Genomic DNA, 24,194 nt, shown 5'->3' on the forward strand with positions numbered 1-24,194 from the left:
AAGGTCTGGATGCTGCTAGCAACTCGTGGCGTTTGCAGGTCTTGATCCTGGAATTTTTAGTTCAGGGAAGTTACGGCGAGAAGCACACTAATAACGAAACGTGGCTCGAAGAGGCTTAGACATTCTTTATATCTAGCTGTGCAATGCGGTATACGGAAGATAAAAAATTGGAGCTGGAACGGATGCGCGAAACGGTGGACGAAGGGGGACAATTCCTCTATATCGACAATGCGGAGCATTTGAATTTTGCCGACGTACAATTCAATTCTCCGATTTTCAACATGCTGGGCATTACAGGAAAGATTTCTCCCGAAAGAGCGATTATATGCTGGATTTCTTCGATATACAATTGTCGAGGGACAAGAACATGTTCCCATTGAAGTCGCTATTTTAGCGGCTTTTTTATTTTATCGGTACAAGGATGGAACCGCCAACTTGTGTGAAGGTGACTGGGGTACCGAGCATGAAGTAACCAAGCAACATGACCACAAAAGGTTGGAGATTCAGAAATACCGATGCTTTGGCAGCGCCAACTTTACGAATTTGATTGTTCCAGATGATTGCACATAAGCCTTGAATGAGCAGAGCAGAACCGATTAAGAGTACCCACCATCCCAAGGAAAGGGTGCTCTGTTCATGAGGTTCGCGCCATGCAGCCACCGGAAATACGAGCATGCAGCCCAGCAATGTTGAATATGCAGTCGCTCCAAGTACATCCATTTTTTCTGTGAGCTTTCTCATTAAAATGGTAGAACCAGAGAATGCGAGCATGCAAATAAACATGATTCCCATACCAGTTGTCAGTGATACATGTAATCCTCTACCTTGGCTGACTACAAAAAAGACACCAATAAGCGCAACTAGAGATCCTACCACCATACGCAGAGTGAATGATTCTTTTAAGAAGAGTCGCGCTAGCAAAGCGGTAAATATAGGAGAGAGCGATAAAATAAGCGAAGCTGTCGTTGCATCTATCGTCTGCAATCCAGTAAAGAAAGATACCTGATGCAGCAACATCCCAATAAGAGCAACCGGAATTAAGTAGATGATATCCCGTGAAGTTAATCGAATCATACGTCTGGACAAGATAAGATAGCCAATTAGGAACACGGAGGAGACGGCAAGGCGGTATGCGGAAAGATGCATTGCAGGAAACTCCTGCAGTAAGAGTGAGCCGAATATGAAATTGCTTCCATAAAGAGTCGCACAAAGTAAGAGAAGCAGGTAAGTTCGCAAGCCGATGCGCCTTCTTTCAAAATTTGACTAATCCAATAGCCTTATTGGTTAAGCTGTCGTTTGATGGCAACCAGTTCGATCTCGATTTCAGCGCTACGTGGTAGCTTAGCTACCTGTACGGTAGTTCTTGCGGGATGATGATTACCAAAATAGTGACTATAAACGTCATTCATTTGCCCGAAGTGATCTAGATTCGTCATAAAAACGGAGGTTTTCACAACGTCTTCTAGGGTGAAACCAGCTTCAGATAACACGTTCTGAAGGTTCATCAGGCTCTGTTGGGTTTGTGCAATGATGCCTTCCTTTAATTGGCCTTCAGCATCTATCGGGAGCATTCCGGATGTATAAATAACATTTCCGGTAGCAATGGCTTGCGAATAAGGGCCTATTGCCGCTGGCGCTTGTGCGGATGCAATCATAATATGATTCATGGTGAATTTCCCTCCTTTAATGAATATAGAATGATTGTCGTTTTTGTTCGCTTAATAAAGAACCCGCAGTAATAAGCTGCGGGTGCGAGATTGTATTAAAAACCGCTAATCGCGTCGTTATTGACTCGCTGGTGAGTAATTCTCGTCTAGAAATGATTGAATAGCTTGGAACGCTTGAACTCTATTTTTTTCGAGCAGTATCATATGAGTACCTTCTCCGATTTCCACCCAACGGCGATAAGCAGCTCCAGTTAAGGAAGTAAAGAAGTTTTGTGCCAAATCTAATGGTACATCGATATCCCACTCCGCATGAATGAGGAGTACAGGTACGGTGATATCTTTAGGTTCATAGAAGGCTTTGCCAACCGTCCAATATTCACGTATGTCTAGAATCGGTCCGTTGGTAGCGCGAATATGCTCAGGGTGTGCGGTCTTGTTATTAGGATCGGAGGCCAGCGTTGCTTCAACCCATTTTTCAAACCAACCCTCAGGGAGCAAGCTGTCACGTTTCCCTTCAGGAGCAGCACTTAACCAGCGTTCTTTAGTAGTACCTGCGGGCACAAGGCGATAAGAGCCAAGCGGGCCGCCTGTATCAATAGGGATTGGTTTGTTGCTCAGCCACTGAGGAGCAATAAGGGTTAACTTGTTCACTTTGTTATTATTACGGCTTGTATATGCCCCAGCCACCGTACCGCCCCAAGACATCCCAAGTACATTGACCTTCGATAGATTTCGATGCTTTAGGACGAAGTCTACGGCCGAGCCAAAGTCACGAACTCCGGTTTCTGTACGGACAAGCGGAGGATTCTGATCAGCAGGTTGCTCCATTTCTGGCGGTCTTGTGGATCCACCATAGCCACGAACATCTACTGCATAGACGTCATAACCGTGACTTGCGAGGTAATCAAGGAAGGTGAAACCGTCTAGCTCAACATCATATAGGCTGCCAACTGGATAAGTAGCACCGTGGACCATGACGATCGTTTTCTCATTAGAGAAGACAGTCATAGATGCAGGACGTTTATTAAGGACCGAAAGCTCAATACCAGGCGTATCGCTAGCTATGTTAAAGTTCTCAGATACGATGGAGATAGATTTGTTGAATGTGTTGTTAGACATTGTATTTTTCGCCTCTCTTCAATGTATTAGATAAAGCGCCAGTTGAAGCCGTCTTCGCTTCGGGTGACGTATCCCGCTGAACTCTCTGGGAAGTGCGTACTGAAATAGATAATTGGACGATCGGCAACATATTCCAAAGCCCAGCGGCGTGAAATTCGGGCCTGATCGCCAAATTCACAGTACATAGAATTCCAATCCGGTCGCATAACTTGGAATGGGTGATGCATGATATCGGCGCCGAACAAAGCTTCTTCACTACCCGATGAAAGACGAATAGACATTTGTCCGATACTGTGACCTGGAGTCGGAATAAATGTAAATATATCTAGAAACTTTCCGCCTTCTGGACCGATAGTTTCCGTCAAGCCTGCCTCAACGATAGGAAGTACACTCTCTTCATAAACATTGAAATTTGCTTCATTTTCTTTGTTATGGCTCGCTTCGCTGGAGTAATACTCTTGTTCTTTAATAGGGAATACGTACTTGGCATTGGGGAATGTAGGTACCCATTTGCCGTCAACTAGCCTCGTATTCCAACCGACGTGATCCACATGCAAATGAGTTAGTAATACGTAATCGACTTCTTCAGGAGTAACGCCTGCCTCTTGAAGTCGCTCGAGATAAGGTAGCTGCAGATTGGCAAGATCCGGATTTAGTGGCAGGTTTTTATCGTTACCTGTAGCTGTATCAATAAGAATCGTATGATGGGGTGTCTTCACGACCCAGGTGCCAATACTCACGATGAGTTGCGAATTTTCGTCAAGCAAGCCCTCAGGGAAGAATTGTTGATTCTCTTCTAATACAGAGGGATCCCACGTACCTGGGAAATAAATTTCTGGTGGAACACCACTGATTACCATTTCGGTGACTCGGGTAACAGTAGTATCGCCTACGGTGTAAATCTTAGGTAGCTTAGTCATATAGCTCATCGCCCTCCTTCAAAATTTCGCTGGAAATGAAATTCTATATTTAAAAAGAATTATGTGTATATGTCCCGGGAACTTATTTGCACATCAGCCTTGTTAAAATCTTAATCCAATAATCTTCTTAAATCAACGTTTTTACACCGAAATTGAACGACCGTAAGAAAGCTTGCTATTGCTAGATATTTTAATTATTATCAAATTATAAATTTCGCTGAGAGCGAAAAAATTTAAATGTAAAGGAGACATGAGAGATGAATTCTATAGGCGAGGTCATTAGAAATACCCGCAAAAAGCAGAAATTAACTCTTAAAGAAGTGGCAAAAGTAGGATCTATCTCAGTATCTTTTCTCAGCGAAATTGAACGGAACAAAGCGAATCCGTCGATAAGTGTCCTAAAAAGGATTGCCAATGCGTTAAACGTGAATTTTACTGATCTATTTGGAGAGAAAGAACAAAGCATCGTTGTGAGAAAAAACGAACGTAAACCGTTGGTACATTCTGAAGGCTCACGTATTACATGGTATTCCCTTAGCGAGGGAAGTAAAAATAAGATGGGACCAATCTGGGGGGTGCTTGAAGAAGGTGCGACTTCTGGTGATGTTGGCGTAGGACACAGCGAAGGAGAGGAGTTTCTGTATGTCCATTCTGGTTGCCTGGAGTTCATGCTTGGGAATGATAGATATACGTTAGAAGAGGGAGATAGTATATATTTCGATGCCAAGACACCGCATAGCTATAAGAATGTATATAAAGGTGAGACCTTGGTGATTGCCGTGTCGACGCCTCCAACTTTTTAAGTCCAAACCGAATTATACCTTTCCTATAAAGTGAGCTTATGATTTGAAATAAGTAGTATTAAAAATGACTTGTTTCTTCTTTTCGCAACTCACTTTGACCACTTGAAATTATAGCTCGAAGAAGAGACTGGGATGCGTACTTGTTGCTGAAGGTGGAGATTTCGGATTCCGAGAAGGCGCTGTTGCACAAGTCGGCCGAGAAGCTGAAGGGCCTTATTCAATCGATTGAAGTCTAGTACGAAGAACAGCCAAGGAGGCATGCGCCTTCCTTGGCTGTTTTATTTCGTTCGAAACCCTTAGCGAGCCGTTCAAGAGCCGTCGACCGTGATCATTGGCGCATAAAGTCGGGGTTACTTATGGGACAGCCTCTTGATGGAAAGCACCACAAATTAAGATGATGGCTACGACTGAGCTCTTCGAATGCCAGACCTGTCAACAAACAATCTCATGCAAGCTCTGTAAGAAACAATGTCTCAAACTTCACTTTTCCTTGCTTTTCCACCCAGGTATCGAAATCCGTAAGATCGGGGAAAGCCTTGCGTACAACAGAAATATCGACCTCGTGGCCTTCTTCGTTTAACCATTGAAACACGCCGGCCAAGATTTCATTATGCTGGCGCAACGCGTCCAACGGAACTTGAACGTAAGGAATAGTTCGGTTAGTTATGCGGCCTATGGCCTCGACAATCTGCAAGGGTGTTAACTCATCGCCAGCAATTTCGATTGTTTTGCCCAAATAATTGTCTGGGTTATTAAGTGCTAACACGACGAAAGCACCTATGTCGTCCACAGCTACGAGTGGGATCACTCTATCCGGCTTGAAGGCTTGTGCCATTGTTCCATTCTGCACGCCGGCTGTCATCGGGTCTGAGAAGTTTTCCATGAAGGTGGCGGGACGCAATATGGTAGTAGGCAAATCGAGTGAAAGAATGTACTGCTCAATATCCCATTTCTGCATATCGCGATATCGGGATTGCGCATCTGCACCGCCAACCGATGTATAAATGAAGTGCTGGATGTTTGCCTTTAGGGCAGCATCGGCTACAGCCTTCCCAATACGTCTCTCATCGGCATTGGTTTCGAGAGTTGGGTTCCAGCCCGACGCCTGAACACTGAATACACCAAAAATCCCCTGCATAGCGGTATCGAGCGAGGCAAAATCAGTCATGTCACCTAAAAAAAGCTCGGCTCCCAGTTGGGATAGTTTCAGGGCCTTATCGCTTGATAAATCGCGAACAAATGCACGAACCTTCCAACCATCGGCGATTAGATGCCGAACGGCCGCACCTCCTTGTTGTCCAGTTGCTCCCAAAACCAATATCTTTTTATCATTCATATCCCCAAGCTCCTCTCTAAACTTTATAAGACTATTTACGCTTAAACTAAACCTTAGCAGTTAATAAGTCCTGTTGTTATCGTAAAATATCAACTGTATAATTTAAAGAAGACACATTTTTTTTTTATAACTCTATATAATAGACTACCTATATTATAGTTAGGGGTGTGGTTTTTATGGATGTAGGCAAGGGGGACGAACTATGCCTCATCTCTATTCGTGAAGCTTTGGAGGTGGTCCGCGGGAAATGGTCTTTTTTGGTACTTTCCTTACTTAGCTTGGGGCCGCAACGATTTAATCAAATGCGAAGGAATTTAGATAACATTAGCATCAAGTCTTTAACGGATGTCCTGCGCCATTTGGAGCACTATAAAGTCATCAATCGCCAGGTATATCCTACCGTACCTGTAACCGTTGAGTACTCGCTAACAGATAAAGGACAGGAATATATTCCCGTGCTTCGACAATTGCGCATATGGGGTGAAAACTGGGGAGAACATCCGCAGCTTGTCGATCTTCGCGAATACCATGGTTCTACAAATAGGTTGGAACCGGGAAAATATTCTAGAGGGGAACTTTCTTGATTTTAAAGAAAGCACCTTTTTTTCTGCGATTAAGAATTGCAGGAAATACATCCACACTGCTTTCTCATCAAATTAAGGTTCGGTAACCTTGAAGAGAAAACCGTACGCTCAACTATTGCCTTATATAAGCCAAGGTGGAGATCTACTCATTTCTTGGAAGTGCATCTAACGTGGCGTGGATTCTTTTAACCGAATCCGTTTTGGCCAGTAATTGAATTATATGATACTTTTAATATCTGGTCTGGGAGCGTTATGAAACAAGATAACTTTAATATGGTGATCATTGAAGTAACAGGAAACGTTAATTCAAAACAACATGGAGTAGTTTGCCGTTTGGCAGCTGCTCCGTTTTTTTAGCTAACGGGCAGGTTAGCTTAAATAGGAACGTCCTGGGTGTGTGAGATGCGCCGGCGGGCGCTATGGAGCTGCGTGGTTCTCGTCCGGATCGGAGGGAGCAGCCGCGTGCCGGTCGCCTGGGCGTCAGCTGTTCTGTGAAAATAAATTGTTAGACTGAAAAATAAAGTATTAGACCGTGAAATAAAGTTGTAGACTGGCAGCCGGCATTAACTAACGGGCAGGATAATGGAACCATTAGATGGACTTATTGTTCTCATATGATAAAATATATCCCAGAATTATCTTCGTGGGTTAATGAAAAGCGCTGATGAACTAATAAGAGACCAGCACAAAAAAGTGGTAGTTTTATGGATATGCAATAGTCGCCGAATGGAACTTGGTACTAAAAGGAGGCAGGACACATGCTAGAAGAACAGGAAATATTCGCGGGCGAAGGATATAACAGGTCGTACGCAATTGCTACGGGTATGCCGATTTTGAATCTTAGGGGTAGCATACCGCGTGAAGGTAACGGCCAACTACCGTTTCCGTGGGTGACAACGGGCATCAGGATTGATAAAGAACAGATGTTGGAAACCGTTATGAAGCAAAAGACACTCGAGTATTTGTTTAATATGCAATTCAGTAAGGAGGAGATGATCGACCGCAATTTGGTTGTAGGCTGTTATGAATACAGGAATCCGAATGACAAGGAACAAATATTGCTATATGCGCTGGTTTCGTTGAAGGAATTTCTCGCGAGATACGGCGATGAACGGGCATCGGAGATTCTGATGCGAGTTGGCTGCACATACGAGAAGATTATGGAGGAATGCGATGAAGCCATTGAAGAACACTTTGCAGTGTTGCGCCGGTCACTTCATTTAAAGAATTTGAGGGACAAATATGATGTCGTTTACGAGTGGAGTGAAGAGGAAGGGGTAAAGACGTACATAATCAGATACAGCAAATCGAGTTATACGAAGATTAAAGCTAAATCATTCGAAGAGTTGACCAAACTCTATGATGAGCAACGGAAGAAGGATGCAAAGAAGACGTTCGCGATTCTGGAACCGTTAGAAGCATTTATGCAAGCCTAAGAAAACCGCCCCTTTACGGGGCGGTTATTCAACATTTCATCGAAAGAAGATTCGATGAATATCCAGCGATAGAGAGGATTCTCGACAGTCGCATCGGAAATTGCTGACCCGTACGCCAGATATGGTCGAATGGGGACTGATGGAAGACGTTGATCCAGCCGATTATTTCGCCAAAACCATAGAGGTAGAATGATTTAAGTCGATTGGAAGCCTAGCGATTCAGGGAGAAATTCTGAACTGAAATTTGTCATAAAAAAACTGCACCTCCAATTGGTAGTTGTGTCTAACAATTGGGTGCAGTTCATGTCGGGAGTGTTTTTTTGTTTGTATAATGATGTATTTACATAGCATTTGAATGAATTCATCACGGTGAAAGGCGTCACAAGTGATTAAACTAACGGGAAACGTTAGCTCATAACAACAAGAAAGCAGCTGATCATTGTGATTGGCTGCTTTTATTCAACTACTTACATTACTCTTCAATACAACTTTTCTTTGTAAATTGCGTCTTAATCTAAGCAACTATTGGCTAGTTTATACAGTGATTAGAGAGGAATGGTCAGAATGAAGAAATACCTTGCTGGATTATTAATTATTTTTGTCCTATGTTTGGGCTTACCAGGACAGGCTTATATGGAGGCGTCTAACCAACAGCCTTTGGCTTTTGAGGATCTCAATCTGAAACAAGCGCTTAAGTCGTTATTGAATAAAAACGACGATGAATCCCTAACAAAAGAGGATTTAGAGTCACTGACCGACGTTCCTTTATCGGGTAAAGGAATTAAGAGTTTGCAGGGTTTGGAGTATGCAGTCAATGTGACGAAGCTCTCTTTAAGCAGAAATCAAATTACTGATATTTCACCTCTATCTAATGCTGTGAATTTGACGACTTTGGATTTGAGTGGCAATCAAATTGGGGATATTAAGCCCCTTGGGAACTTAACGAAGTTGACTGATTTATCGGTATCTAGGAACCAATTCAATGATCTTTCAGCGTTAGCGGGACTAGTTAATCTAAATACGTTGTCTATAAGTTCTAACAAGATCACAGATCTAAAGCCGCTAGCAGGATTAGTTAATCTTTGGAGACTCGATGCTGCGAATAATAACATCAAAGATCTTGCTCCGTTATCTAAATTAACTAACTTACTTTCTCTGGATTTATCATCTAACCAGATCTATGATTTGGAGCCGTTGAGAAATCTTCAAAGTTTGGCTTACCTCTATTTGAACAACAATCGAATCTGGGATTTAGAGCCGCTCCAACAACGTAGTTTTTTTCCGTATTATGATACGGGTGCATTCATTGAACCACTTGCGCTGCAAAATAACTATTTAGATTTAAGCAAGGGATCGAAAACATATAAATTATTTGTGAAACTGGCAGGAAATGAGTTGCCTAGCGGTCAGCGTAAGACACAGCGCTTGGTGATCGGCAGCACGACAGCTTATGTGGGAGAAAGTGCTTATCGTATTACCGCAGCGCCATTTATTCAGACGGGACGTACCTATGTGCCGATCCGTTTCATCTCCGAGAAGCTTGGGGCAACCGTGAATTGGAACCAGAGCACCAAAGAGGTAAAGATTCAGAAGGATGGTAAAACGATTCGTTGGGCTGTAGGGAACAGGCAGGTAAAAGTAAACCAGCAAACGGTGATGCAAGATGCTCCTTTACTTCTGAAGAACGGCAGTGCGTTCGTTCCTGTCCGTTTTGTGGCGGAGCAGTTAAATACTTCCGTTGAATATATGGGAAGCAAGCATATGGTCGTGATTTTCAAAAATTAAGTAGCTTAGTGAAATTACAGAATAATATTTGAAGATAAGGAACGCAATGACCATGCTTCAAAACGTTAGTGAAACAAAAGAGAAGCTCTACGCAAAGAAACCACTCCTTAAAAATCGGGAGTGGTTTTTGTCTATATACTAATGTATATTTTGTGGTCAAACTGTACTTTGTACTTAGATGCATTACGGTGAACCGTATCATAAATAAGCGCAAGTTTTTTTGCGGGGTTCCTTGCGGGGCATGGATTTGTATATATGTGTGCAGGTTTCGGGCCATGGTAACACTGAAAAGGTACATAGGGCGATCGCTTTTTGAGTGGAGCATCTTCGTCACATCCCATGGAGGGAAGAGGGCTTCGTGAATGGAGGAGACTCCCCGAGGCTGGGAAAGAAAAGTGTCAGGAGAGTCGATGCTGGGAGCGAACGTGCTTTTGCCCGGTGAAGTACGTCCAATCTTGTTGTGTTTTGATGATTCTCACTTATATCCCCCTCGAATGAAAAGACCGTAATAACCTTAAGACAACAGATGGGCGTGTTGTTGTAGCGAGAAACTAGAGCGAACGGCCATCCTTCCCGCAACAGCTCCGTCATTCGTCTGGACCATTCATGACCATTGTGCTCTGAGATTCCTTAGCATTCGCGTAGGAGATGCGCGTTGCAAGGGGCATGACCAAATTTGGTAGTGAGTCTTAAAATAACTGGGCAGACAATCATGAACAACATCGCCAGTAAAACCAATCAATATGCCCAGGTCATCTATTGCCTGGCTGCAACATTTGTCGTGTCAAGGGAAGATGAGTTGCACGGGAATGACGGCGTTCTTAGGAGAATAAATATCTTCCATTTGTTCACGTAACAGCTTTACGGCTGTTCGTGCCATTTCCTGTTCATCCTGCTGCACATAAGCTACGCCTGAAAGATGTGGATTATCGAAAGATAGCAAATCGATATTTGAGTGACCGTTCAGACGACTGATAGCGGCCGATGTAAGACGTGCAGTTTCTTCAGTCAAGGAGAAGGCTGCCGAAATTCCACTGTGGTCCTGCAAGAAGTCGCTTACATAGTCCAATGCTTGCTCGCTGCGTAGAATGTCGAGAGGGATGTGACACCACAAGCTCTTGTCAATCGAGATGCCTTGATCTGTGTACGCCTGCTCGAAGCCGAGCGTGCGATCCTCAACGGCTGTATTGGCATTTTCAGGTGAGATGAGTGCAATCTGCTGATGACTCTTGGATAGCAAATGGGAGACCGCCTTGTATGCACCGCCGTAATTGTCGGATGTAATGGTGTACGTCTCAATGTTGCGCAGATAGCGGTCGATGAACACGCACGGGAATTTATCGAGCGACAGACGCAGTAATGATTCGTTGTACTTCTCATCTTCTGTCGGAAAAACGATCAGCCCCTTCACACCGAGCTCCGTTAGTGTACGAATGACGTTTGATTCGATAGAGGAGGACTCGCGCGTGATGCTTAGTACCATGCTGAGGCCGGCTTCTTGCAGGAATTGTTCCGTGTAGTCAACGAGCTTCTGAATGACACGGGTCCTCATCGTCGGAATGATGAAGCCGATGAGCGGCATGGAGGACGCGCTGCGTGGGGATGGCGGAGAATTGATGCTAGAAACAACAAGACTAGAAGAGACGAATGAGCCTTTGCCTTGTACGCGTATAATTAATCCTTCGTCAGCTAGTAGGGTTAGGGCGTTCCTGACGGTTATTTTACTTACTCTGAATTCGTCCATTAGTTCTTGCTCAGAAGGAATGCGGTCCGTTGGCCGAAGCTGCCCTGATTTAATTTTCTGAAGAATATCTTCTCGAATTTGTTTGTAGAGCGCCAGCTTTTTCAAAAGGTTGCATCTCCCCATAAACTTTATGATTTTATAATCAATTGGTTATATAAAGCATATTTCATCTATATTATAATACGGCATGTAAAGCGCTTACAATATGGAATCTGAGAATTTGTTGCGAAGGGGTCTTTTCTTTGAACGGTTAGATTTTATGTTAAGGATGGTGGTGCCAAGGTAGATTGAACCGCTTAAATTAACTGAACTAACTAGTCAGCCGACTTTTCAAATGCATAACAAAAAAGAGAGGATGACGAACAAATGAAAAAACGCAGTACTTTAATCTCCATCGTTACAGTCCTTATTATGTCACTTGTTTTTACAGCATGTGGTAATCCTTCCGATTCAAAAACGGAAACACAGCAATTAGGCGCTAATGCTGGTGAGAATGCAACAGAATTGTCATTTTGGACATTCGTAGATTTGCACGGCAAGCATTTGGATAAAATGCTGGGGTTATGGAACCAACAGAACCCAGACAAACAGATTAAGTTGAATGTAACGGTTATGCCTTACGATGATATGCACAACAAGCTCTTATTGGCAGTTACAAGCGGAAAAGGTGCTCCTGATATCGCGGATATCGAGCTTGGTCAATTCCCTAAATTCTTGGAAGGTGACAACGTTCTACTGGAATCTTTGAATGATGTATTTGCACCATACAAAGACGTTGTTGTTCCTTCACGTGTCGAGATTTACTCCAAAGCCGACCAGGTTTATGGCTTTGATTATCACGTAGGTGCTACGCTTGCTTTCTACAACACTGAAATTCTCGAACAAGCAGGTGTTGACTACAAGACAATCAAAACTTGGGAAGATTACAAACAAGCAGGTATCAAGGTTTATGAAAAGACTGGCAAGTACTTAGGTACTGCTGATACATCAGCTACGTGGCAAGCATCGCTTCTGCTAGCTCAGCAAAACGCTGATTTTACAGATGAAAATGGTAATCCAAAAGTTAACTCGCCTGAAATGATTAAAGCGTATGAAATGTTAGTCGATCTGCAGAAGAACAATGTTATTCATACGATCCCTGGCGGACAACCCGACACAGAAGAAGCAAAAGGCGAATACAACAAAGGCAACTACGCGAGCGCATTGATGCCTGAGTGGTACATGTCCCGCTTTGTAAACGAAATGAAGGACCTTAAAGGGAAGTATGCAATTGCTCCGTTGCCTGTATTTGAAGAAGGTAATCCTCGTTCCGTTGGCTTAGGCGGTACTGGCACAGTTGTTACTAAGAATGGTAAAGACGTTCAGTTGGCCAAAGAATTTGTAGCCTTTGCTAAGCTTTCGAAAGAAGCTACTACTGAAATCTGGAATACACTTGGATTTGACCCAATCAACATGGAAGTATGGAAAGATGATGCAGTAACGAAAAACCCTGATAATGAATACGTCCAATACTTTAAAACAAATGCATTTGATACTTTGAATGAAATCAAAGACGAAATTCAAGCAATCAAATCCGTTAAAGCGTCACCGACGATCGGCAATGTCTTCAATACGGTTACTTTGAATGCTATCTTTGAAGATGGCCAAGACGTGAAGGAAGCGCTGGATGAAGCACAAGAAGCAATTGAACAAGAATTGAAATAAATATAATAAGTAAATGATTTGATTAAACCTGTCGGCAGGTATGTGGTCGGCAGGTTTAACCATAGTCAAGGGAGATTGAGAATATGATAAAGAAATTTGTATACTCTCAAAAAGTTGCGCCTTATGTTTTTGTATTGCCATTTATACTCATATTTTTGATCTTCTGGTTTTATCCGCTTCTAAATTCATTCGTAATGAGCTTTCAAGATAAGATGTTGGGACAGGATCCTAAATGGATTGGTGAAGCGAATTATTCGAAATTGCTTACAGATAAAGTGTTTTTGACGGCTATTAAAAATAGCGTTGTGTACATGTTAGGAACCTTAGTGCTGTTAATCCCTTTCCCGATGTTATTCGCCGTTATGATCAACAGTAAGTTAATGCTGGGAAGAGAGTTTTTTAAATCTTCGTTCTTTCTCCCTGCATTGACATCTGTCGCAGTTGCGGGTACCATTTTCCGCCTTACATTCGGTGAAATGGAAGGTTCATTAATGAACAGTTTCCTGGGTCTATTTGGTGTAGAGCCTATTAAATTCTTGAAAGACGGAGAATGGAGTATGGCAGCACTGTTAATCCTCGCATGTTGGAGATGGACAGGTGTTAATATGCTTTACTATCTATCCGGTTTGAAAAGCATTGACAATGAATTTTATGAGGCTGCTTCAATTGACGGAGCATCTGCTTGGCAGAAGTTTAGAACGATCACAATGCCATTATTGAAGCCGACCACGGTATATGTTACGACAATTAGTGTTTATGCAGGTTTAGCAATGTTTACCGAGAGCCTGATGATGTTTAACGGTAACAATTCACCCAAAAATATTGGCTTAACCATTGTTGGATATCTGTATAGACAAGGGATTGAGAAAAATAAGCTGGGTTACGCAGCTGCAGTTGGTATCATTCTGTTAGTCATTGCTATGGTTATCAATTTAACGCAGTTGAAATTTAGTGGAATGTTCAAAAAGGAGGAGGATTAAAGTGGGCAAAAGTCAGACGAGGAATGAATTCATATCCAGAATAGTAATTATTAGTTTGTTCATTATACTATTCGTTATAATAATGATTCCATTCTATGCAGTGGCCCTATCTTCCTTCAAACCAGGTGAATCATTAATTAGATATGGTCTTAACCTAAGTTTGGATTTTAGTATTATGAGTTTTGACAATTTTATCTATCTGTTTACAGGAGAACATGATTATTTTGTGTGGTTTTGGAACAGTATGACTTTAACAATCGTTCAAGTAGTTTTAACACTTTTTGTAAGCGCATTTGTTGGATATGGTTTTGCAGCATATGATTTTAAAGGGAAGAACTTCCTCTTTATATGTGTTTTGCTCATTATGATGGTGCCTTTCGAAATACTGCTGGTTCCTTTGTACAGCCTAATTAATGATTTGAAAATGGTGAATAGCTATTCAGCAATCATTCTGCCGGGTATAGCCAATGCCGCGACAATATTTTTCTTCAGGCAATATCTAAGAAGCATACCCAAAGAGATTATTCAATCTGGGCGGGTTGATGGCGCAAACGAGTATGCGATTTATTTCAGACTAATTATGCCGATTATGAAGCCTTCCTTTGCGGCAATGGCCATTTTGAATGGTATGAATAGCTGGAATAATCTGTTGTGGCCATTCATGGTGCTCGGAGATCAGAGTAAATTCACACTTCCAATCGGTTTGAAAACGTTGTTAACTCCTTATGGCAATAACTATGACCTCTTGATCGTGGGCTCCTTCTTCTCCATCATTCCAATTTTCATACTGTTTATTGCTTTCCAGAAATATTTCATAGACGGTATGACTGCAGGGGCTGTTAAAGGGTAGAAAATATTATGATGAAGCAGGTGATAAGATGGAAATCCAGCCAAGAGCGTTACACGACATTCAACCATTAATTGAGCAGAGAGCAGATCCTTTTATGTACCGACATTCGGACGGTTATTATTACTTCGTAGCATCCGTTCCGGAGTATGATCGGATTGAAATCCGTAGAGCTGAGAACCTTGAGGGGCTTGTTACATCAACTCCTGTAGTGATCTGGAGAAAGCGCGAGACTGGTATCCTTAGTGCCAATATTTGGGCGCCTGAACTGCATTTTATTGATGACAAATGGTACGTGTATTTCGCTGCCGCACATACGACGGATACGAATGAAGGCTTGTTCGACCATCGGATGTACGTGCTAGAGAATGAAAATGCCAATCCGCTCGAAGGCAGTTGGACGGAAAGAGGACAGGTTCGTACCGCGTGGGAAAGCTTCGCCCTCGATGCCACTACCTTTGAGCATAATGGCAGCCGTTATTACGTATGGGCACAAAAGGATCCGAATATCGAAGGTAACTCTAATCTGTATATATCTAAAATGAGCAATCCGTGGACGCTGACTGGGCCGCAAACGATGATTTCGATGCCGGAATATGACTGGGAGATCATTGGTTATAAAGTGAACGAAGGCGCGGCATTTCTTCGCAAGGGTAATCGGGTATTCCTTTCTTACTCGGCTAGCGCTACTGATTTCAATTATTGCATGGGCCTGCTTGAAGCCGATGTGGATGCTGATTTGCTCGATGCCACCTCATGGCGCAAGTCGCAAGCAGCGGTTTTCTCGACAGATGAGAGCATCTCGATGTATGGTCCCGGTCATAATTCCTTCACGGTGTCAGAGGCCGACGAAAAGACGCTATTTGTGTTCCACGCAAGAACGTACAAGAACATTATAGGAGATCCGCTATACGATCCGAATCGCCATACATTTGTGACAGAGCTTTTGTGGACGGCTGACGGCAGACCCGATTTCCGCGGCTCTGTTGCAGCACTTGCACGTTCTTTACAGTGAACGAGTGTCCCAACAAGGTTGGTTGATGGATTTGAGTTCGTTTATCCAACTTGCCAAAGAGAGACAGTAAGAACATCGAAGGCACCCTACTGGGTGCCTTCGATTTCGCTCTACAGATAATACGCCGAACCGTACCACAAGTAATGGTAAGTTGCCTTAAAACTTGCCGCTCCAGTTATCCCGGAGAATCGTATCATAAATAAGTGAGTTCTTGAAAAATATATAAGAGGAGGCCGCTCAATTGAAAGCACTTATATTTAATAAATTCGGAGACCGGAAGAACTAGAATATCTTGAAATTTCGGATCCGGTTATCGGGCATGACGAAACATGAGTAAGGATGAAAGCAATCGGACTGAATTTTGCAGATATTTATAGAAGGAAAGGAAACTATCATCTTACTGGGAATTCCCCGGTTTTAGTTATGAAGGGGCAGGAGTCGTTGAATAAACGGGAGCTAATGTCCAAGGAATCAGCGTTGGCGACCTTGTTGCATTTGCCGATAAAAAAGGCTTCTGCTTTACTGCAAGGCTTGACTGCCCACTATTTAACAAAAGATAGTTATGCGGTTAAGGAGAATGATGTAATTCATGCGGCAGCAGGGGGCGTTGGACAGTTGCTTGTCCGAATTGCAAAGCTCTTCGGTGGGAGGGTCATTGGTTTAACCTTCTCTATGTAGAAGGCGACGGCAGTTAAGTATGTTGGGGGAATCAAGAGAAGATCCGGGAAAATATTTTGTCGATAGATAATGAAATAAATACGCTAGTTTCGCTTATTAAATAAATTTAATCGCTTATAATATTTACTAAATAGCATCTAAGGTTCTGGGTGTTTGTCAAATAATGCACTTAGGCAGATTACTTAGAACCTATAACCGGTAGGAGTAAAAGGTGTTAAAGTAATGTAATTAGTTAAGTATATGTCCGACAACGACAGCACAATCAGAACAAGAAAGCAGCAGATCAATGTGATCTGCTGTTTTTGTTTAATCAACTGGCGGTTGCATCAAGAGAGACTTCTAGAAAGCTGGGGAGTTAATGTCGAGGGACAAGAACATGTTCCTATTGCCGGTTAACTGGGGAATAACGATTCTACAACTGGTTGTCGATCTTTTTCAAGGCCTTAAAGTAATCTCCGTGCATTAATCCGGTGATTTATAAGATCCTGCACGATCAATCATTACCTTCCAATCCTCTGCTTCATAAGGCATGCTGTCCTCATTCTCCGGTACGCCAAGCTGGACCTCAAGAATTACCATCCTGGTTTCGGCCAGAATAGAAAAGAGGCTATTCAAGGTAATCGCAAACTGATTGCCTGTGGTCACCTGCCTGATCTGCCCGTTAATAAGCACCTGCCCACTGCCTGAAATTATAGTCCATGCTCGGCACCCTAATCGATGATGGCGTAATCCGATATGTTTGCCAGGGAAAAGCGTCATATTCAATGTGGTTACGGTTGTATTTTCGTCTTCTACCGATCTCTCCATGACGCGATAGCTGCCCCAAGTTGCCTCGACGTACATCGGTTGCAGTGGAATACTGCCCAATTGCTCTTTAATTTCATTTGAATCTTTTTTGTTGGCTATGAGAATTCCGTCCGGACTTGCGACAGTGATAATACCTGGGACTCCGATGACGTGGATCGGGTAGGGGAGCTCGTTAACGATGTAGGAATCCGGGGAGGATTCGGATATTCTGCCGTGTCCCAATACATTGGAATCCAACTGATCACACAGAGCATCCCAGCTCCCGATATCCTGCCATACACCCTCATATGGCAATACAACAGCCCGTTGCGATTGTTCAGCAACTTGTTTGTCAAAACTGCGTTCAGGCAACTGTTCATACAGGGTTAACAATTGTTCGTAATGAACCGGAAGGCCATTTTTTTCAATATGGGACAACATAAACGCAAGAGAGAAGGCATACACCCCGCAATTCCACAATGCGCCATGCTGTAGCAGGGTTTCAGCGACATCCAATTCAGGTTTCTCTATGAATTGTGTAACCGGTGCATAACCATTAGGTTCTTTTCTTCCTGGCAGGATGTATCCATATTGTTCTGAAGCGTATGTGGGCCTTGTCCCAATTAAAATGATATCGGCATGAGTCTGTTTCAATATATCCGGAAGTAATTTGAAGCTCCTGAAAAAGTCCTCATCTGCGAACACATCCGCTGGCGCGATACAAATCATATCGTCAGGTTCAGCCGCTCCGGAGGATTTCAGATACAAGGTCGCCAAGGCAGCTGCAGTAAAAGTCCCACGCTTAAAAGGTTCTCCAATGACGGGTATCTTGCCTTTGGTATGACGGGCTGTAATGTCGGTCTGGTCCTGATGTGAAATGATGAGCGTTGAGTCCAGTAGGCCTGAGCTGTCAAGCTGGCGGCATACTCTGCTGATCATGGATTCTCTTCCGCCTGCAGGTGACGGAAGTATATCTACGAACAGCTTGGAGCGAAGCTCATTGGACAGCGGCCAAAGCCTTTTGCCTGCGCCGCCACATAGCAGTACGATATGCATTGGCTTCCTCCTTAAGCTTGGGGAGTTCTGCTATAGATTTTACGTTTGTGAAAGGAAAGAGATCGGTATTTAAGCGCAAAATTGCGAATTTGTTGTTCTTTTAACGAAGAAGCGTTCATGTTCAGACTTTTATTCATGGAACTCTTTAGGATCATGCTGGCCGGGTTTTTCGAATACATAAAATTGGCATAGGTTTCATACTCAGAGAACCCAAACTGCTTCTTCTTATTGATATTTGAGATAATCGCTTTGTACCATGGCAGCTGATGGATCGTTTCGATTTTCTTTTTCAAAGCAGAGAGTTTCGATTTTTCGAACAGCATATAATGGGTGACAAAAGAGCGTGGGCGCGGCGCTTTCATGTCTAACAGCTTGCGGTAGGTGTTGAAATATTCTGGCTGACTCCAGTCGCGACAGTAAAATACCGTCTTATTTTCAACAATAAATGAATGAGGTTTAATGAGCACCGTATCCGCATCCATCACCAGAAAGTGCTTCGCTCTCACAATGTGATCCCCGTTCATTTTAAGCAGTTGTTGATATAACCAGCCTGAGCGGTCCCAGCGGGATGATTGATAGTGTATATCGTTTTTGGTGATAGGCAGGACTGACCGCTCGTTAACAAAAATGCAGTGTTTGCGGGAACAAAGGTTTCTGATTTTGTTGCTGGTCGGGGAAACAATATAAATCTGTCCAATCGGGTGCCGCACATAACGGCGAATACTATCGATAACTTGAGGAAGGGTGCTCAAATCTTTTTCGATCGCAGGTATAAGAACATCGATCATAGGCGCACGTTTTAACTGTATTCCATGCTGAACTGGCATCGTCTCAACTCCTTGGACAAATGGTTACATCTTGTTCATGATATGTGTGCAAAATTGGTTTGGTCAGGGCATGTGCGAATATACCATTTTTACGAACAAGGGCATTTGTTTAGGGTTGTTTTATCGGTATTACATATAATGCATGATCTTGATGAAACATCAGGGTTCGATTCATTTGTTGAAGGGAGAAGTGTTATATGGGGGTTGATAAATTGAAGCCGTTAAGAAGCAAATGGTTGAAAACAAAAGTGATCCTCAATAATGGTTCTATCAAACCATTTATACCTGATACGCAGCGGTATAACAAAGCCAACCTGTGGTCCATGATCAGCAGATACGGTATGGTTTATATTAAACCCGAGATTGGCACTTACGGAATGGGTGTCATAAAGGCGGAGATGCTGAGTCATCAGAATTTTGCCTATCAGATTGAACAAAAACGACTGTCGTTTGATAACTTTGACTCGTTCCATGCAAGTCTTGTACGTCTGGTGCATAAAAGAAGCTATCTCATTCAGAGAGGAATCAATCTGCTTAAGCACAACAAGAGGCGCTTTGATATCAGAGTCATGATACAGTTAAGTCCCGACAATCAGTGGGAGGCTACAGGAATCATCGGCCGACTCGGTCATCCGAAAAAAATTGTGACCAATTATCACAGCGGTGGTAAACCAATGGATGTTCACAGACTGCTGGAATCTCATGCATCCCTGAAACGCAGAAATGAACTCATCCAGGAGATGAATGAGCTTGGATTACGTATTGCACGCCACATGAAGAAAAGATACCCGTACCTTAAGCAAATCGGCGTTGATATTGGGCTGGACCGGAGTTTGAAACCCTGGATTATTGAGGTGAACGTCAAACCAGACCCTTATATTTTCAACCAATTAAAGGATAAGACAATGTATCGAAGGGTGATAAAATATTTCCGCCATGCTGCTAAAAAAACAAAATAACGTTTCTCTTTTAATCATAACAATATCATCCCCCGCAGTCCGTTCTTATTCTGTAATCTATGCAGGGACCGAGCTGTTCTTTTAGAGAGATACCCTTACTTGGCAGCCGTCTTGTCGTCATAGAATTTTGCGAAAAAAGTGAATCTATCCCGAAAATTACTCTTAGCAGAAATCCAGAAATGGCAGCATGAAACTAAGCCCAGCTTTAGTGGTTTTTAAAAACTGTGCTTCTTAGGATGTATGGAGTAGGCGACTTCAATCAGTGCCGCTCAGAGATATTTGTTGCCTTTGCGCGTTTTCGAGGATTTTCGTTTTCCGGCACTTTCATTCTGCCTAGGAACTAGGCCAGCCCACGAACACCCGCGTGCTTCCAAAAAGGAGCGACATACCGTGGTGTACCATGGCCGTTGTAGTCAGACTAACGGATGGGTTCGCGACACCACAGCTTAACGACCTTCCTCACCAGCCGTAAGAATAGTATAAAACGCCGCATCAAAATTTTCATTACGCTGTGGTGCCCCGAGAGGGGCATGGATGGCTAACGGGCAGGTTAGTTTGAAAATAGAAGATCCGTCTTGAAATGTGTAAGTTGTCTTTAAGAAATACAACAATTATCCTTTCCACGTGATATAATTCAGAAAAATTCATCGTCTGTAAATTAGATGTACATATGGAGTGCTACTTAAGATGAACAATATTTTAGAAGATATAATTAACAGGTTAAAGATAAGCTTGAAAGAGGATACAAATGGAATAATAATTGGTGAGTTCAATGATGTGATCTCTAGTATGAGTTCAATTCTCTTCATCTAACTCAGTACAAATCATTTTTAGAAAAAACAAATGGTGCACAGTGTGGGGCGATTGATTTTTGGTCCTATGAGGAATTACCTGATAATAATCAATTTAATCAGAACAGAGGCATCTGCTTTTTTACTGATATGGTGTATCCAATCAAGGTGTTAAAATAGGTAAGACATGGTATCAATATGAACTAAAAGATAAATCATGTAGTTACCACAATTAGAATGCACTACAAAGATTCGAATGCTGCATTGTATCAAATGATATGCAATTTGTCTGGAGAAGTGGAGGACGGTCACTTGTCTCTATAAGGTTTTAAGTCAATCCGTGAAGATACAGTGAATCACATGTGAAAGAAGCCGTTCGATAAATGTCGAGGGACAAGAACATAGTCCGATTGACGATTAGATGTATATCTAAACAGTGAATATATCACTTCAAACAATCCATATATAAACTGCTACACATCCGCTGAATCCAATGGAAAGAAATAAAGGACCCGAATATGGAAAGCCAGTAAACATCGGTAATAGTGTATGGGTTGGTGGTAGAGCTATATCAATCCAGGTGTGACGATTGGTAATAATGTCGTAGTTGCTTCCGGAGCAGTTGTAACTAAGGACGTTCCAGACAACATGGTAGTTGGTGGCAACCCAGCGAGAGTAATTAAACAAATCGAGCAAAATTGAATATCGGTTTTGCTTTGATGGTGTAAGAGATGTGATGCATATTTGAAAGACTAAGAACATCTAATGAGTTAGCTCTCTATTTTAGGGAAGATTTATTGGTGGTATAAAATTTAAATGGACGCTATTATTCCAACAATGTCTCCTTTGGATATGTTCTTTATTAAGCAGAGCTACAGTCTCAAGATATGCTGAGAAGTAATTATTTTTATAACCTGCACACCTATCACGAGCCTGAAAACGTATGTTCAGCTCAGTGTTATTTGTCACTTCCCCTTAACAGTTAAACTGGTTTACTTTTTTTTCTTCAATTCTCCCTGAACGGATCTTCGTACTCTTTCTTTTACACTCAGTTTGTCTATGGCTTGGTCGTACGCTTCTTGTTCACGCAGTCACGTCTTATAGCAGGGAAGTAAAACAAGCAGTAATTGTAATTTTATTCAAATTTGCTCGCCCCACTAATTTAGTTCAGCGTCTTTCAACGACATCATTAATGTGCATTTGTAAACAATTTAGTTTTCCAATACAGAAGTAAGACTAAAACAACTTAATAAAAAGCTGTTTACTTCGCTTATTTCACCAAAAAAATGTGCAAATGTAAATTTAATGTGCAACAATAACAAAAAAATATGTGCAAATAAGATAATATATTTTGACAAATGCACTTCATTGGATTATTTTGTTAATAGGAGTTGAGTTAGCTACTCTAAGCAATTATCTTCCAATATAGTTGTCAAGCTAGTTGCTTTACTTCTATTTAAGATTTTAAATCAAATTAAAGGAGAGTGAGTAACATCAAAGAATTACATTTATCAGGAGAAATGAGTAGTAGTAAAGAATCTGAGAATATATTTTTCAAAAACAGATACAGGCCCCAATTACATTATTCACCTAAGAAAAATTGGATGAATGATCCTAACGGTATGGTTTACTATGAAGGAGAATATCACCTTTTCTACCAACATACGCCTCATGATACTAAACCTGATTTTGGCAACATGCATTGGGGGCATGCGGTAAGCAATGATTTAGTATATTGGGAGGAACTTCCTCCGGCGATTCTTCCTGGGGAAGATGGAGCGATCTTCTCGGGAAGCGTGGTGGTGGATAAAAACAATACAAGCGGATTTTTCAACGAGAATGGATCTGGATTGGTTGCAATTTATACTAATAATGGCAACAGTGCACAGTATGGAAAACCACAGGTGCAAAGCATTGCTTATAGCAGAGATAAAGGCCGAACTTGGACAAAATATAAAGGTAACCCTGTTTTATTCCCAATGAAAACGCTAGATTTCCGTGATCCGAAGGTATTCTGGCATGATGAAACCTCAATGTGGGTAATGGCTCTTGCTGTGAAAGACCGTATCGAATTTTACATCTCACCAAATCTTAAGGAATGGTCTTTTGCAAGCGAATTCGGTTCCGACATTGCTGGTATTCACCGAGGAGTATTTGAGTGTCCTGACTTATTACAAATCCAAGTAGATGAGGAACCTGATATTACTAAGTGGATTCTGATACTAAGCGTTGGGGATAGAAATGGTGTGAATCCAAAGGATCCAGAACCACCAGCTGGCGGTTCCGGTATGATGTATTTCATAGGGAACTTTGATGGTAGGTCATTCACACTTGATGATACGTCGGAATCTTTAGATGCTATCAGATGGATAGATTACGGATCTGACTTTTACGCCGCCGTGACATGGAATGGCATTCCGAAAGAAGACGGAAGGAAGATTTGGGTCGGCTGGTTGAACAACTGGCGTTATGCCACCGCTCTTCCTTCAAAGGAATGGCGTGGCCAAATGTCAATCCCCCGAGAGATTCAGCTTAAGACATATCCGGAAGGAATTCGCTTAATTCAAGTACCTGTAAGTGAGCTAAGTCAACTTAGAAAACCGATTAAGTCTCTGAAAGACTTAACGATTAAGCCAGGTAGCAACATCTTATCTGATATTTCTACTGAAAAGGCAGAAATTATTGCGGAATTTGAAATCGGTACTGCAATAGAAGTTGGGTTTAAGGTGAGAATGTCTGCCAATCAGGAGACGATTATCGGATATAATATCTTGAAAGAGGAGTTGTTTATTGATCGGACAAAGTCGAATGACATTGATTTCCATCCTGACTTTGCTGCAAAACACAAGGCCCCTATGAAGCCAGAGCATGAACGAATACAATTGAGTATTTACGTTGATTGGTCTAGTGTCGAGGTCTTCGGCAATAAAGGAAAAGCAATCATCTCAGACATGATTTTCCCGGACTTGGAAAGTAGAGGGTTAGAACTCTATACTCTTGGCGGAGAGCTAAAGATTGTTTCGCTTCAAATCAATGATCTGGTAAGCATCTGGGGAAATGCTACAGTTTAATGGTTACATCCCAGTTTTTTGGGCACCCATAGGTGTCCAAAATAATGAATATAAGATACTTCAAAAATCAGTTGAAGCATTTGTGA

Annotated in this window: 18 protein-coding genes and 5 pseudogenes; 14 read left to right on the forward strand and 9 right to left on the reverse strand. The window is 42.3% G+C overall.

Features of this window, described 5'->3' with window-relative positions; all coding sequences use genetic code 11:
- Positions 1–19 precede the first annotated feature (19 nt).
- A pseudogene (locus tag AB3N00_RS02920) lies at positions 20–156 on the forward strand (transposase); the annotation flags it as partial.
- Positions 153–352, forward strand: a pseudogene (locus AB3N00_RS02925) (dienelactone hydrolase); the annotation flags it as partial. The pseudogenes AB3N00_RS02920 and AB3N00_RS02925, both read left to right, overlap by 4 nt.
- 50 nt (positions 353–402) lie before the next feature.
- On the opposite strand, the gene AB3N00_RS02930 reads toward AB3N00_RS02925, so the two are convergent.
- The 4 genes from AB3N00_RS02930 to AB3N00_RS02945 form a co-directional block, all read right to left on the reverse strand.
- Positions 403–1,236, reverse strand: a complete 834-nt coding sequence (locus AB3N00_RS02930) for a DMT family transporter (RefSeq protein ID WP_413033218.1) — start codon at positions 1,234–1,236, stop codon at positions 403–405.
- A gap of 41 nt (positions 1,237–1,277) precedes the next feature.
- Positions 1,278–1,667 carry a Rid family detoxifying hydrolase gene (locus AB3N00_RS02935; protein WP_413033219.1) on the reverse strand — a complete coding sequence of 130 codons (390 nt, stop codon included), beginning with the start codon at positions 1,665–1,667 and terminating at the stop codon, positions 1,278–1,280.
- A gap of 117 nt (positions 1,668–1,784) precedes the next feature.
- On the reverse strand, positions 1,785–2,786 hold the full coding sequence (locus AB3N00_RS02940) for an alpha/beta hydrolase (protein WP_413033220.1): 1,002 nt from the start codon (positions 2,784–2,786) through the stop codon (positions 1,785–1,787).
- A gap of 26 nt (positions 2,787–2,812) precedes the next feature.
- A complete protein-coding gene (locus AB3N00_RS02945; protein WP_413033221.1) occupies positions 2,813–3,706 on the reverse strand; it encodes an MBL fold metallo-hydrolase in 894 nt (297 codons plus the stop codon).
- A 257-nt stretch (positions 3,707–3,963) separates the two neighbouring features.
- Here AB3N00_RS02945 and AB3N00_RS02950 point away from each other — a divergent pair, with 257 nt between their 5' ends.
- Entirely contained in the window at positions 3,964–4,509 is a 546-nt protein-coding gene (locus tag AB3N00_RS02950) for a helix-turn-helix domain-containing protein (RefSeq protein WP_413033222.1), read from the forward strand.
- Between the two features lie 445 nt (positions 4,510–4,954).
- On the opposite strand, the gene AB3N00_RS02955 is transcribed toward AB3N00_RS02950, so the two are convergent.
- Positions 4,955–5,845, reverse strand: coding sequence for an NmrA/HSCARG family protein (locus tag AB3N00_RS02955; RefSeq protein ID WP_413033223.1), 891 nt, complete (start codon positions 5,843–5,845; stop codon positions 4,955–4,957).
- A gap of 176 nt (positions 5,846–6,021) precedes the next feature.
- Here AB3N00_RS02955 and AB3N00_RS02960 point away from each other — a divergent pair, with 176 nt between their 5' ends.
- The 3 genes from AB3N00_RS02960 to AB3N00_RS02970 all read left to right on the forward strand — a co-directional run bounded on the left by AB3N00_RS02960 (position 6,022) and on the right by AB3N00_RS02970 (position 9,650).
- Positions 6,022–6,429 (forward strand): winged helix-turn-helix transcriptional regulator, encoded by a 408-nt coding sequence (locus tag AB3N00_RS02960; RefSeq protein WP_413033224.1) that lies wholly within the window; start codon positions 6,022–6,024, stop codon positions 6,427–6,429.
- A 758-nt stretch (positions 6,430–7,187) separates the two neighbouring features.
- Positions 7,188–7,865: a hypothetical protein gene (locus tag AB3N00_RS02965; RefSeq protein WP_413033225.1), complete on the forward strand. Its 678-nt coding sequence runs from the start codon at positions 7,188–7,190 to the stop codon at positions 7,863–7,865.
- A gap of 564 nt (positions 7,866–8,429) precedes the next feature.
- A complete protein-coding gene (locus tag AB3N00_RS02970; protein WP_413033226.1) occupies positions 8,430–9,650 on the forward strand; it encodes a stalk domain-containing protein in 1,221 nt (406 codons plus the stop codon).
- A gap of 784 nt (positions 9,651–10,434) precedes the next feature.
- On the opposite strand, the gene AB3N00_RS02975 is transcribed toward AB3N00_RS02970, so the two are convergent.
- A complete protein-coding gene (locus AB3N00_RS02975) occupies positions 10,435–11,517 on the reverse strand; it encodes a GntR family transcriptional regulator (RefSeq protein WP_413033227.1) in 1,083 nt (360 codons plus the stop codon).
- Positions 11,518–11,760: 243 nt separating this feature from the next.
- On the opposite strand from AB3N00_RS02975, the gene AB3N00_RS02980 reads away from it, so the two are divergent.
- The 5 genes and pseudogenes from AB3N00_RS02980 to AB3N00_RS03000 all read left to right on the forward strand — a co-directional run.
- Complete coding sequence (locus tag AB3N00_RS02980) at positions 11,761–13,098, forward strand: ABC transporter substrate-binding protein (RefSeq protein WP_413033228.1); 1,338 nt, start codon at positions 11,761–11,763, stop codon at positions 13,096–13,098.
- A gap of 83 nt (positions 13,099–13,181) precedes the next feature.
- Positions 13,182–14,078, forward strand: a complete 897-nt coding sequence (locus AB3N00_RS02985) for a carbohydrate ABC transporter permease (protein WP_413033229.1) — start codon at positions 13,182–13,184, stop codon at positions 14,076–14,078.
- A 31-nt stretch (positions 14,079–14,109) separates the two neighbouring features.
- Positions 14,110–14,928 carry a carbohydrate ABC transporter permease gene (locus AB3N00_RS02990; RefSeq protein WP_373461373.1) on the forward strand — a complete coding sequence of 273 codons (819 nt, stop codon included), beginning with the start codon at positions 14,110–14,112 and terminating at the stop codon, positions 14,926–14,928.
- Positions 14,929–14,956: 28 nt separating this feature from the next.
- Positions 14,957–15,940, forward strand: coding sequence for a family 43 glycosylhydrolase (locus AB3N00_RS02995; protein WP_413033230.1), 984 nt, complete (start codon positions 14,957–14,959; stop codon positions 15,938–15,940).
- Between the two features lie 241 nt (positions 15,941–16,181).
- Positions 16,182–16,612, forward strand: a pseudogene (locus AB3N00_RS03000) (alcohol dehydrogenase catalytic domain-containing protein); the annotation flags it as partial.
- Positions 16,613–17,080: 468 nt separating this feature from the next.
- On the opposite strand, the gene AB3N00_RS03005 reads toward AB3N00_RS03000, so the two are convergent.
- Both AB3N00_RS03005 and AB3N00_RS03010 read right to left on the reverse strand, forming a co-directional pair.
- Positions 17,081–18,460 (reverse strand): sugar phosphate nucleotidyltransferase, encoded by a 1,380-nt coding sequence (locus AB3N00_RS03005; protein ID WP_413033231.1) that lies wholly within the window; start codon positions 18,458–18,460, stop codon positions 17,081–17,083.
- Between the two features lie 11 nt (positions 18,461–18,471).
- Positions 18,472–19,287 (reverse strand): DUF6492 family protein, encoded by an 816-nt coding sequence (locus tag AB3N00_RS03010; RefSeq protein ID WP_413033232.1) that lies wholly within the window; start codon positions 19,285–19,287, stop codon positions 18,472–18,474.
- Between the two features lie 197 nt (positions 19,288–19,484).
- Here AB3N00_RS03010 and AB3N00_RS03015 point away from each other — a divergent pair, with 197 nt between their 5' ends.
- On the forward strand, positions 19,485–20,246 hold the full coding sequence (locus tag AB3N00_RS03015; protein ID WP_413033233.1) for a YheC/YheD family protein: 762 nt from the start codon (positions 19,485–19,487) through the stop codon (positions 20,244–20,246).
- 272 nt (positions 20,247–20,518) lie between these two features.
- Here the strand turns inward: AB3N00_RS03015 and AB3N00_RS03020 are convergent.
- A pseudogene (locus AB3N00_RS03020) lies at positions 20,519–20,611 on the reverse strand (transposase); the annotation flags it as partial.
- 895 nt (positions 20,612–21,506) lie between these two features.
- Here AB3N00_RS03020 and AB3N00_RS03025 point away from each other — a divergent pair.
- Positions 21,507–21,739: pseudogene (locus AB3N00_RS03025) on the forward strand (DapH/DapD/GlmU-related protein); the annotation flags it as partial.
- Positions 21,740–22,521: 782 nt separating this feature from the next.
- A complete protein-coding gene (locus tag AB3N00_RS03030; protein WP_413033234.1) occupies positions 22,522–24,108 on the forward strand; it encodes a glycoside hydrolase family 32 protein in 1,587 nt (528 codons plus the stop codon).
- The last annotated feature ends 86 nt before the right edge of the window (positions 24,109–24,194 follow it).

Source organism: Paenibacillus xylanilyticus (genome assembly GCF_047246825.1).
Lineage (GTDB): Bacteria > Bacillota > Bacilli > Paenibacillales > Paenibacillaceae > Paenibacillus > Paenibacillus xylanilyticus_B.

Coding starts and splice junctions, on each gene's coding strand:
- AB3N00_RS02935 (WP_413033219.1), bottom strand. CDS start 1,667: ATGAATCATATTATGATTGCATCCGCACAAGCGCCAGCGGCAATAGGC.
- AB3N00_RS02940 (WP_413033220.1), bottom strand. CDS start 2,786: ATGTCTAACAACACATTCAACAAATCTATCTCCATCGTATCTGAGAAC.
- AB3N00_RS02945 (WP_413033221.1), bottom strand. CDS start 3,706: ATGACTAAGCTACCTAAGATTTACACCGTAGGCGATACTACTGTTACC.
- AB3N00_RS02950 (WP_413033222.1), top strand. CDS start 3,964: ATGAATTCTATAGGCGAGGTCATTAGAAATACCCGCAAAAAGCAGAAA.
- AB3N00_RS02955 (WP_413033223.1), bottom strand. CDS start 5,845: ATGAATGATAAAAAGATATTGGTTTTGGGAGCAACTGGACAACAAGGA.
- AB3N00_RS02960 (WP_413033224.1), top strand. CDS start 6,022: ATGGATGTAGGCAAGGGGGACGAACTATGCCTCATCTCTATTCGTGAA.
- AB3N00_RS02965 (WP_413033225.1), top strand. CDS start 7,188: ATGCTAGAAGAACAGGAAATATTCGCGGGCGAAGGATATAACAGGTCG.
- AB3N00_RS02970 (WP_413033226.1), top strand. CDS start 8,430: ATGAAGAAATACCTTGCTGGATTATTAATTATTTTTGTCCTATGTTTG.
- AB3N00_RS02975 (WP_413033227.1), bottom strand. CDS start 11,517: ATGGGGAGATGCAACCTTTTGAAAAAGCTGGCGCTCTACAAACAAATT.
- AB3N00_RS02980 (WP_413033228.1), top strand. CDS start 11,761: ATGAAAAAACGCAGTACTTTAATCTCCATCGTTACAGTCCTTATTATG.
- AB3N00_RS02985 (WP_413033229.1), top strand. CDS start 13,182: ATGATAAAGAAATTTGTATACTCTCAAAAAGTTGCGCCTTATGTTTTT.
- AB3N00_RS02995 (WP_413033230.1), top strand. CDS start 14,957: ATGGAAATCCAGCCAAGAGCGTTACACGACATTCAACCATTAATTGAG.
- AB3N00_RS03005 (WP_413033231.1), bottom strand. CDS start 18,460: ATGCATATCGTACTGCTATGTGGCGGCGCAGGCAAAAGGCTTTGGCCG.
- AB3N00_RS03010 (WP_413033232.1), bottom strand. CDS start 19,287: ATGCCAGTTCAGCATGGAATACAGTTAAAACGTGCGCCTATGATCGAT.
- AB3N00_RS03015 (WP_413033233.1), top strand. CDS start 19,485: ATGGGGGTTGATAAATTGAAGCCGTTAAGAAGCAAATGGTTGAAAACA.